Raw genomic sequence first — 9921 nt, 5'->3', positions numbered from 1 at the left:
CCTTACGCACCCGCCCACACCACACCCGACCATCACTACATGTCGCGCCACATACACATTTTGTTATGACCTCTTAGCGCCACCGTTAGCACGCACGCCCGTCCCGGAGGGTGCGCCCGCGCGAACGGCGAGACGGTGTGACAGACCGCTTCGCGCGGGCGTGCCCTCCGGCCCGCGGGGGGCTGGGGGTCGCGAGACCCCCGCTTCGGGCCCGTCCAACCCGCCTGATATTCACGCGTCACCACTTCCACTTATCTGCCATAGAACTACCTATTCTTCATCGTGTTCCCTCCAGGGCCACTCGCGCGTACCCCACCGAATATCCTCAAAGAGTGATTCATACTCTTTCTCGCTGGAGATTGAGAAAGTTGAGTGTGCCTCAAGAACTCTCCATGCGGTCCATGTTACAGACTCTTGCATGTCCCTCACATATAGACCTTCGCTCAGTTTTCGCGACTCACCCCCATGTGCAACGAGGCTTCTGACCGAATAGATCTCTTCGTATTCCTTTGCGCGCTTGGAACGCATTCGAGGGTCACTCTCAAGAAGGGCGTACCGCTCTTTCATTGCACGCCCTGGAAGACCAGCCCTGGAACCCAGCAGAGCGTCCAGAGCTACACCTGCTGCCAGAGCGGCATCATCCTGAGCTGACGCCCAATAACTATCTGCGAACCAGCGAGCCGCGACATGCAAACGACGCAGAAAGCTATGCCTTTGAGTTAGACATTCCTCGACAGCACCACGAATCTTGTCGCTGCGGAGCAAGTCTTCCAGTGGTACTGGATTTTCTCCTAGCCACAAGACTCCACCCCTGTTCCCGAGAGCATCGATCACCAGGGGACTTGAATACAATTCCACTTGATCGCCAGAGATTCTCAGACCTTCCTCAATAGCCTTTCGATCCAACGTGATACCTCGCACGCCGGGTCGATTAGTGTCTCCTCGAAGTGACCATAGATTACGTTCACTTTTGTCAACGATCAGCAGCATCGTTAGCTCTACCAGCAGTTTAAGGTTCCTTTTGGCCTGCGCGCGAGCCAACCCCCGCTGCCCTGGAACCAAGGCAGCAAATCCCACACGCGGCATTCTATGCTGGAGGCCATTAACATATTTCGCGACCTCATCCGCGTGGAGTTCAGCGCGACCGCCAAGCCCCTTGGTCGCTTCAATGAAGGAATCGTCCAAGCACCCAATGATGTTTTTCTTGCCGATTCGCCTAGGTGGCCCCTCCCAAGAAACATTTGCCACCGGGAAGATAACGAGAGACGGCTCTGTAAGTATTATGCGTGCGAGCAGTTCTTTGGCCTTACCTTCCCGTTCCCCCTTGAAAGAGGATACAAACGCTATAAGGCTTGCCAGATACCCCCACAACTCTTCCATATTCCAGCGGTCACGTATTTGCGTCTGCCTTGCTAGCAGTTCATGAAGCTCTTCGATTTTCGCCACTCCTTCGGCCGATAGGCCCACTGGCCCATCTGGCGAAGAGATGGAAGCTCCTTGGGAATGCCGGTAAGACTCTACGGACCATCCGTAATCCCAGGGATCGGAATCGCTTGATTCATGAATGCAACTCACGGCAGCAAGGACAAGTTGAGTCGCCTTGGCGTGGATCTTTTCCATATCACTATGGTGCCAGGCCCGCGCTCGCTAGTCCTCTAGTTTTGGGGAAGCTAACGGTGATCGAGCAGCAGACCTTGGATGTTGAGGGGAGGGTCGGGTTCGCCACTCGGCTTGTGCTGATCGATCGTCCCCGCCCTGGCGGACGGGTGACGCGGCGCGGCGGGACCGGACGGAACAGGCCGCACGCCCGGCGCGCCGGGGCGGGCGGCCGCTGGCGACGCGTAGCGGCGCCCTTGAAAACGTAGAGAAAGTTCTCATCCGGCGCGGGTGCTGCCTGGCTGACCTGCGGTTATGGGATGAGCTTGGTTAGGGCTCGGCGGGTTTGGTCGGCGAGGCTGACGGCTGCGCCTAGGCGGTTGTCGATGGTGAGGTGTGCGGCCTCGGGCGGGTCTTCGGTGTTGAGGCCGGCGCTGTACTCGTCCCAGTGGGCGAGCTTCCAGCCGTCGCGGGCGGCGTCTCGCAGCTCGTACTCGTGCATGGTGTCGACGTCGCTGTGCACCCAGATCGCGGTCACGTCGACACCCTTTGCCTGACATCGGTGGGTGAGGCGCGGCAGCCATGACGGGTTGTTGAGTTCGTCGATGAACGGGGCCGCCAGGATGATCGAGACGCCGAACCCTCCGGCTCCGCGCCCAAAGGAACCTTCGGTGAGGGAGGCCTTGCCGTCGAGAGCCCTTTCAAGATCGGCAAGGTCATCGAGACCAGGGCAGATCTGATCGGCAAGTGGTAGGCGGGCCTGGGAGCTGCCGGGTTCAGGGATGCCAAATGTTATCTGCAGTTGGACTGTCATGACCCGAAGCGTATGGCGAGTGCTGCTGAGGGGGTGCTGTTTCTCGGCATTGTGAGGACGTTGCCGTCAGGGTTGCCGTCAAAAGGCCCGGAACCTGATCAGGTTCCGGGCCTTTTGGCTGGTCATTGAGGTGGGCAGGGGCGGGGTCGAACCGCCGACCTTCCGCTTTTCAGGCGGACGCTCGTACCGACTGAGCTACCTGCCCAGGACGCGCGTCGGCGCGTCTGGCGGTCCTGACGGGATTTGAACCCGCGGCCTCCACCTTGACAGGGTGGCGAGCACTCCTAGCTGCTCCACAGGACCTTGCTTGCCTCGAGCTTAGCGGCTTCGGGGCGGTGGCCCGACCGGCTGGGCTGCCGGTCCTTGGCGACGTCCGAGAGCATACGCGATGGCCGAGGACGGCGCCAACTCGTTAAGGGCGGGCGCGACGGGGGAGGACGGGGGCTACGGAGGGGCGTGGGGCGGGTGGTTCGTTTTCGGGGTGCCGGGTTCCTAGTCTGGCCTGGCCGGAGCCGTCCCGAGGGGCGGCCGTCGACGTGAGAGGGCGGAAGAAACGCGTGGTCGCAAAGCTCCCAGACCAAGCGGAGGGCTATCAGCGCGGGCTCGGTACCCGCCAGATTCAGATGCTGGCCATCGGCGGCACCATCGGCACGGGGTTGTTCCTCGGGGCCGGGGAGAACATCGCCAAGGCCGGCCCGAGTCTCGTGCTGACGTACGCCGTCGCGGGGTTGATGCTGTTCTTCGTCATGCGGGCGCTCGGTGAGCTGCTCACCTACCGGCACGCGGAGGGGGGTTTCGCCGGGTATGCCCGTGAGTTCCTCGGGCCCTTCTGGGGCTACGCCACGACGTGGACGTACTGGATCATCTGGGTGACGACCGGGATGGCGGAGCTCACCGCGGCCGGCAAGTACGTCCAGAAGTGGCTGCCCGGGGTCGAGCAGTGGCAGACGGCGCTGGTGGCGCTGATCGTGCTGTTCGTGGTCAACCTGATCTCGGTGAAGGTGTTCGGCGAGCTGGAGTTCTGGTTCGCGATGATCAAGGTCGCGGCGATCGTGATGATGATCCTCGTGGGGATCGGGGTGCTGGTCTTCGGGTTCAGTGACGCCGGGAAGACGGCGAGCGTCTCGAACCTGTGGGACCAGGGCGGGTTCTTCCCCGAAGGGGTCGGCCCGATGCTGATGACGCTGCAGATGGTGATGTTCGCCTACCTGGGCGTCGAGCTGGTCGGGGTCACCGCGAGCGAGGCGCGGGATCCGGAGAAGAACATCCCGCGGGCGATCAACGCGCTGCCCGTGCGGTTCGCGCTGTTCTATCTGGGGTCGCTGCTCGTGATCATGGCGGTGGTGCCGTGGACGGCGTTCAAGGGCGGGGCGAGCCCGTTCGTGCTCGCGTTCGACAAGATCGGCATTCCGGGCGGCGGGGACATCGTCAACTTCGTGGTGCTGACGGCAGCGCTGTCGTCGTGCAACGCGGGCGGGCTGTACTCGACGTCCCGGATGCTGCGGACGGCCGGCGTCAACGGAGATGGGCCGCAGGCGCTCGCGCGGTTGAACGGGCGGAGCGTCCCGGTGCTGACCGTTGTCATCTCCGCGCTCGTCATGGGTGTGGGCGTGGTGGTCAACGCGGTGGTGCCGGACAAGGCTTTCGAGTACATCACGTCGGTGTCGACGGGTGGCGCACTGCTGGTGTGGACCGTCATCCTGGTGGCGCACATGGCGTACCGGCGGAAGGTCGCGGCGGGCGTGCTGCCCAAGGCGCCCTACCGGATGCCGTGGGCGCCGTACACCAACTGGCTGGTGCTGGCCTTCTTCGCGTTCGTCACGGTGACGATCGCGTGGGAGGCGGACACCCGGGTCGCCCTGTACGTGATGGCGGGCTGGTTCGTGATCATCCTGGCGGGCTGGCCGCTGGTGTGGCGGAACTCGCAGCGGGTGGCGCCGGCGGACGTCGCGATCGCCGAGGAGAGCAGCACCGCCTAGTGCGATGATTTCCGTGGGACCTCGGGGACGGAGGCGCAGCGGTGACCAGGACGGTGGCGCGCGGCCTTCTTCCCGGGGTGCCCCGGACGCTGCTCGAGGTGCGGGTCCGGTGGGTGCTCGCGGTCGTGGTGGTGGTCGCGAACATCATCGGCGGCCTGGTGGTGCTGCTGTTCGCGACGTTCGTGGTGCCGGATCCGCCGCTGCGCGATCCCGATCATGTGCATCTGGTGAACGCGATCGCGTTCTTCAGTTATCCGGTGGTGGCGGGGCCGATCGCGCTGGTGGCGGGGCTGTGGCTGTGGCGTCCGGTGGTGAGCCTGGTGCGCGGCGGCCATATGCCCGACCGGGCGGAGGGACGGGCCGTCCTGCTGGGGCCGCTGCGCCTGACGTTCCTGGTCGGCGCGCTGTGGGGGGTCGGCGCGGCCGGCTGGGCGGGGTTGGACGTGGTGCTGTTCACCGGCAGGCTCGCGGTGAAGACGGGCCTGACGTGCCTGCTCGGCGCGGCGACGACCTGCACGATCGTGTACCTGCTGTCGGAGCGGCTGCTGCGGCCGGCGGCGGCGCTGGTGCTGGCGGCGGAGCGGCCGCGCCGGTTCCGGCTGCCGGGGGTGACGACGCGGGTGATGCTCGCGTGGGCGCTCGGGACGGCGATCCCGGTGTTCGGGCTGATCTGCGTGGCGGTGGCGGCGCTCGCGGCGCCGGACATCGACGTCACCCAGCTCGCGATCACGATCCTGGGGCTGGGCGGCGCGGCCCTGGTCGTCGGCGTGTACGTGACGTACATGGCGACGCGGGCGATCGCGGACCCGATCAAGTCCGTCCGGACGGGGATGGCGCAGGTCGAGCGGGGCGATCTCGGCACCGAGGTGGCGGTGTACGACGCGAGCGAGGTCGGGCAGCTGCAGGCGGGGTTCAACCACATGGTGGCGGGGCTGCGCGATCATGAGCGGCTGCGGGACCTGTTCGGCCGGCACGTCGGCGAGGAGGTCGCGGGGCTGGCGCTGGAGCGCGGCGACATCGAGCTGGGCGGCGAGACGCGCGAGGTCGCGGTGCTGTTCGTCGACCTGACCGGCTCGACGCGGCTCGCCGACACCCGCGGCCCGGACGAGGTGGTGGGGCTGCTGAACCGGTTCTTCGGCGTGGTGGTGGCGGTGGTGGCGCGGCACGGCGGGTGGATCAACAAGTTCGAGGGGGACGCGGCGCTGGCGATCTTCGGCGCGCCGTCGGAGATGCAGGACTCGGCGGGCGGGGCGCTCGGCGCGGCGCGCGAGCTGGCGGTCCGGCTGCGCGCGGAGGTGCCGGTGCTGGACGCGGGGATCGGCGTGTCGGCGGGCCCGGTGGTGGCCGGCTACATCGGCGCGGAGCAGCGGTTCGAGTACACGGTGATCGGCGATCCGGTGAACGAGGCGGCGCGGCTGAGCGATCTGGCGAAGGCGTCGCCGGGGCGGGTGCTGGCGTCCGGGACGGTGGTGGAGCTCGCGCACCTGGCGGAATCGGACGAATGGGAGTTCGGCAGGTCGGTGACGCTGCGCGGCCGGAGCCGTCCGACCAGACTGGGCGTGCCGAAACAGCCGAAACAGCCGAAGCAGCCCATGGTGCCGCCCCCCGCGCCGGCGCCGGACGCGGAGGGGCCGCGGCGCATCCGGTTCCCGCGCCCGCTCCGTCCGCTGCGGCGTGGCGGGCAGGTGCTGCTCGGCGCGCTGGTGCTGACAAAGGCGGCGAAGGGCGCGAAGCGGGGCACCGGGGAGCCCGCGGAGGAACCGCCGCAAGGGGACGGGTGAGTCGATCCGGCGAAGACGCCGTGTCCGCCTCGTAACGCACGCTCCGAATGCGTAATGTCACCCTTGGTACATGGTCTGCTACCGGCTCGTAACCCGGGCGTCATCGGCCGAACGGAGGGTCGAGGCAGGCATCCCCCGGCTCCCGAGAGGTGACAATGTCCCGTCGGCATGGCATCGCGTTCACGGCCGTCCTCACCGCGGCCGCGAGCACCGGCCCCGCGACGGCGGCCGCCGCCGACCCGCACCCCCTCCTCCCGCCTCTCCCGCTCCCGGCCGTCCAGCAGCAGCAGGCGGCCGCCTCCAAGGTCCTCGACGTCGGGCACCGCGGCGCGTCCGCGTACGCGCCGGAGAACACGCTCGCCTCGTTCAGGCTGGCGAAGTCCCGGCACGCGGACATGTTCGAGCTCGACGTCCAGCAGACGAAGGACCACAAGCTCGTCATCCTGCACGACACCACGCTGGCCAGGACGACCGACGTGGAGCACGTCTACCCGAAGAAGAAGCCCTGGAAGGTCTCCCAGCTCACCCTCAAGCAGATCAAGAAGCTGGACGCGGGGTCGTGGTACTCCAAGAAGTACAAGCGCGAGCGCGTCCCGACGCTGGACGAGGTGCTGGGTGCGATGAGCGGCAGCGGCGTCGGCATGCTGCTGGAGCTGAAGAGCCCCGCGCTGTATCCGGGGGTCGAGGGACGGGTCGCCGCGGCGCTCAAGCGGCACCGGTCGTACTGGCTCGGTGCGAAGGCGGCGCCGAGCCAGCGGCGGCTCGTGGTGCAGTCGTTCGACTGGGCGTCGGTCAAGCGCTTCCACAAGGACCTGCCCGGCGTCCCGACCGGCCTGCTCGGCAAGCCGAAGGCCGCGGACCTGAAGAAGCTGAAGGCCTACGCGGACCTGATCAACCCCTCCTACGGCGACCTCACCAAGACCTATGTCAAGCAGGTGCACGCGGCGCACCTGCACCTGCTCACCTGGACGCTCAACAACAAGACGAAGATGGCGAAGGCCGTCGATCTCGGAGTGGACGGGATCATCACCAACAAGCCGGACGTCCTGCGCACCGTCCTGAAGGCCGAGGCGTGACCCGAGTACAGCTAGCCGAGTGAGGGCAGGGCCGCGCGCGCCCGGGCGATCAGCGCCCGTGCCGCCGGGCCGCGCGGCCCCTCCGCCCGCCACGCCAGCGCGATCCGGCCGCGCAGCCGGGGCCGGACGATCGGCATCGACGCCAGCTCGCCGGCCCGGATCGCGGTGGCGGACTCGGGAAGGACCGCCACGCCCAGCCCGTGCGCGGCGAGCTGGGCGAGGACGGGCGGCTCGCCGGCCTCGAACGCGATCCGCGGGCGCAGGCCGGCGGCCGCGCACGCCTCGTCCAGGACGGCACGCAGCCCGGTGCCCTTCGGCAGGCTGACCAGGCGCTGCTCGGCGAGCGTGCGCAGCGTGACCGACGCGCGCCCGGCCAGCGGGTGGTCGCGGGACACGGCGGCGAACAGGTCCTCCTCGATGACGGCCTGGACGGCGATCCCGGGCGGCGGCTCGGTGCCGAGGCTGAGGAACGCCAGGTCGGTGCTTCCGGTGACCAGCCCGTCGGCCAGCGCCGCCGACTCGTCCTGGAGGACGGTGATCTCCACGTCCGGGTGGTCGCGGTGGAACCCGGCGAGCAGGCCCGGCAGGTCCAGGGACGCGATCCAGTCGATGGTGCCGATCGTGACGTGGCCGCGCAGCAGGCCGGTCAGCTCGTCCACCGACAGCTTCGCGCCCTCCACGGCGGCGAGCGCGGCCCGCGCGTAGGGCAGCACGGCGGCGCCGACCTCGGTCAGCCGGACGGTCCGCCCGGACCGGTCGAGCAGCGGCTGCCCGAACTCGCGTTCGAGCTGGCGGATCTGCGCGCTGACGCCGGGCTGGGCCACGTGCAGCCGCGCGGCGGCCTTGGTGAAGCTGGCCTCCTCGGTGACCGCCACGAAGTACTCCAGCTGGCGCAGCTCCATAACCGGGGATGCTAACAGCGGGAGCGGCCAGCTCCCGGAGTTCTGAACAACTCGGGGCGCGGACCGGCGGCATGCGGCGCGGAAGACCGCACCGGGATAGGTGAAACTCGCGTCACCGCAGGTCAGCGACGGGTCATCGGCAACCATTTCTTTGGCCTCTCTTGGGCGCCGGGCGCCCGTCGCGAGGACTGAATCCGGCCCTCCGGGTGATTACCTCACCTGCGGGAGGTCGGGTGTACGGACGGCGCACATGGTCCATACGGGTGCGGATGACCGTGATTGCCGGGGCGGTCGCCGCCCTGGTGAGCGCCGTTCTGATCACCATGATCATGGTCGGGGTGCGCGGGCGCGCCTCCGACTACGAGCGCAACAAGGCCCTGTCGACGGCGCTGCGGGTCGCCGAGCAGTTCCGGTCGCGGCCGGTGCGCGGCGAGATCGGCGACGCGCCGCACGGCATCGCCGTCCAGGTGCTCGACGCGCGGAACACCGTGATCGCCGGGACCCCGGACACGGTGCACGGGCCGCCGATGGCCACGTTCCGCCCGGGCGTCGCGACCGGCTTCAAGGACGCGCAGGTGCTGTGCCCGCCGGGCGGCATGCGCGGCTGCCGGTGGGTGATCGAGTTCTCGGTGCACCGGCCGGCCGGGGACTGGGAGGTCTACGCCGCCGCGCCGAACGTCCCCTGGTACGTCAACGGCGGCCTGCTGACCTTCCTGGTCAGCACGGCGCTGCTGCTGGTCCTGCTGGTGTGCCTGCGGACGTGGCGGACCATCGACCGGACCCTCGCCCCGGTGGACGGGATCCGCCGCGAGCTGACCGAGATCACCGCCAGCAAGTCCGGCCGCCGGGTCACCGTGCCGGGCAACCGGGACGAGATCCGGTGGCTCGCCGAGGCCGTCAACGCGACCCTGGACCGGCTGGACGCCGCGCTCGCCAAGCAGCGCAGCTTCACCTCCGACGCCTCGCACGACCTGCGCAGCCCGATCGCCGCCGCGCGCACCCAGCTGGAGGAGGCGCTGCTGTACGCCGACGACACCGACTGGCCGCACACCGCCCGGACCGTCCTGCAGACCCTCGACCGGCTGCAGGCCATCGTCACCGACCTGCTGCAGCTGGCCCGGCTGGACGCGGGCGCCTGGCAGGACACCGAGCCGGTCGACCTCGCCGCCATGGTCACCATCGAGCTGGCCCGGTCGGACCGCGGCAAGCGGATCGTCCCGCACCTGCAGGAGGGCGTGCGGCTGCACGGCGACCGGCTGCGGCTGGTCCGGCTGTTCACGAACCTGCTGGACAACGCCGAGCGGCACGCCGAGTCGCGGGTCGACGTCACCGTCCGCGACGAGGACGGCGTCGCCGTGCTGGAGGTGCTGGACGACGGCGCGGGCATCGCGCCGGCGGAGCGCGAGGTCGTCTTCCAGCGGTTCGCGCGGCTCAAGGCCGGCAAGGCCCGCGACGCCAACGGCACCGGGCTCGGCCTGCCGATCGCCCGCGAGATCGCCCGGGCGCACGGCGGCACGCTGAAGGTCGAGGACAGCGACCGCGGCGCCCGGTTCGTGCTGCGCATCCCCCGGAAGCCGTGATCAGCCCGGGAGCCGCGATCAGCCCGGGCGGCGGCCGTCCACCATTCGGGTCCAGCCCTTCAGCCGCGACTCCTTCACCCGGCAGGTGAACGGCGCGTAGTCGGCGGGGTCGTGGCCCGGCGCGTGCGCGAGCACCGACTCGTACACGAACGCGGAGGCGACGAAGCCGAGGTCGGCGCGGGTCTCGGCGAGC

The 9921-nt window shown here is 68.6% G+C and carries 7 protein-coding genes and 2 tRNA genes; 4 read left to right on the top strand and 5 right to left on the bottom strand.

Features of this window, described 5'->3' with window-relative positions:
- Window positions 1-270: 270 nt before the first annotated feature.
- The 4 genes from ABD296_RS47755 to ABD296_RS47740 all read right to left on the bottom strand — a co-directional run bounded on the left by ABD296_RS47755 (window position 271) and on the right by ABD296_RS47740 (window position 2713).
- A complete protein-coding gene (locus ABD296_RS47755; RefSeq protein ID WP_344284595.1) occupies window positions 271-1620 on the bottom strand; it encodes a hypothetical protein in 1350 nt (449 codons plus the stop codon).
- A gap of 289 nt (window positions 1621-1909) precedes the next feature.
- Window positions 1910-2410, bottom strand: a complete 501-nt coding sequence (locus tag ABD296_RS47750) for a hypothetical protein (protein ID WP_344284592.1) — start codon at window positions 2408-2410, stop codon at window positions 1910-1912.
- A 131-nt stretch (window positions 2411-2541) separates the two neighbouring features.
- A tRNA-Phe gene (locus ABD296_RS47745) sits at window positions 2542-2615 on the bottom strand.
- A gap of 20 nt (window positions 2616-2635) precedes the next feature.
- A tRNA-Asp gene (locus ABD296_RS47740) sits at window positions 2636-2713 on the bottom strand.
- Between the two features lie 233 nt (window positions 2714-2946).
- Here ABD296_RS47740 and ABD296_RS47735 point away from each other — a divergent pair.
- From ABD296_RS47735 to ABD296_RS47725, 3 genes are all read left to right on the top strand, one after another.
- Entirely contained in the window at window positions 2947-4389 is a 1443-nt protein-coding gene (locus ABD296_RS47735) for an amino acid permease (RefSeq protein ID WP_344284589.1), read from the top strand.
- 41 nt (window positions 4390-4430) lie between these two features.
- On the top strand, window positions 4431-6170 hold the full coding sequence (locus ABD296_RS47730) for an adenylate/guanylate cyclase domain-containing protein (protein ID WP_344284586.1): 1740 nt from the start codon (window positions 4431-4433) through the stop codon (window positions 6168-6170).
- A gap of 155 nt (window positions 6171-6325) precedes the next feature.
- The gene (locus ABD296_RS47725) at window positions 6326-7246 is read left to right on the top strand and encodes a glycerophosphodiester phosphodiesterase (RefSeq protein ID WP_344284583.1); all 921 of its coding nucleotides are present in this window, start codon (window positions 6326-6328) and stop codon (window positions 7244-7246) included.
- 11 nt (window positions 7247-7257) lie between these two features.
- On the opposite strand, the gene ABD296_RS47720 is transcribed toward ABD296_RS47725, so the two are convergent.
- Window positions 7258-8148, bottom strand: coding sequence for a LysR family transcriptional regulator (locus ABD296_RS47720; RefSeq protein ID WP_344284580.1), 891 nt, complete (start codon window positions 8146-8148; stop codon window positions 7258-7260).
- Window positions 8149-8417: 269 nt separating this feature from the next.
- Between ABD296_RS47720 and ABD296_RS47715 the strand changes: the two genes are divergently transcribed.
- Window positions 8418-9728 carry a sensor histidine kinase gene (locus ABD296_RS47715; protein WP_344284577.1) on the top strand — a complete coding sequence of 437 codons (1311 nt, stop codon included), beginning with the start codon at window positions 8418-8420 and terminating at the stop codon, window positions 9726-9728.
- Window positions 9729-9921 lie beyond the last annotated feature (193 nt).

The sequence above is a fragment of the Actinomadura napierensis genome (genome assembly GCF_039529375.1).
GTDB lineage: Bacteria > Actinomycetota > Actinomycetes > Streptosporangiales > Streptosporangiaceae > Spirillospora > Spirillospora napierensis.
This window is presented reverse-complemented; position numbering and strand designations above follow the sequence as displayed.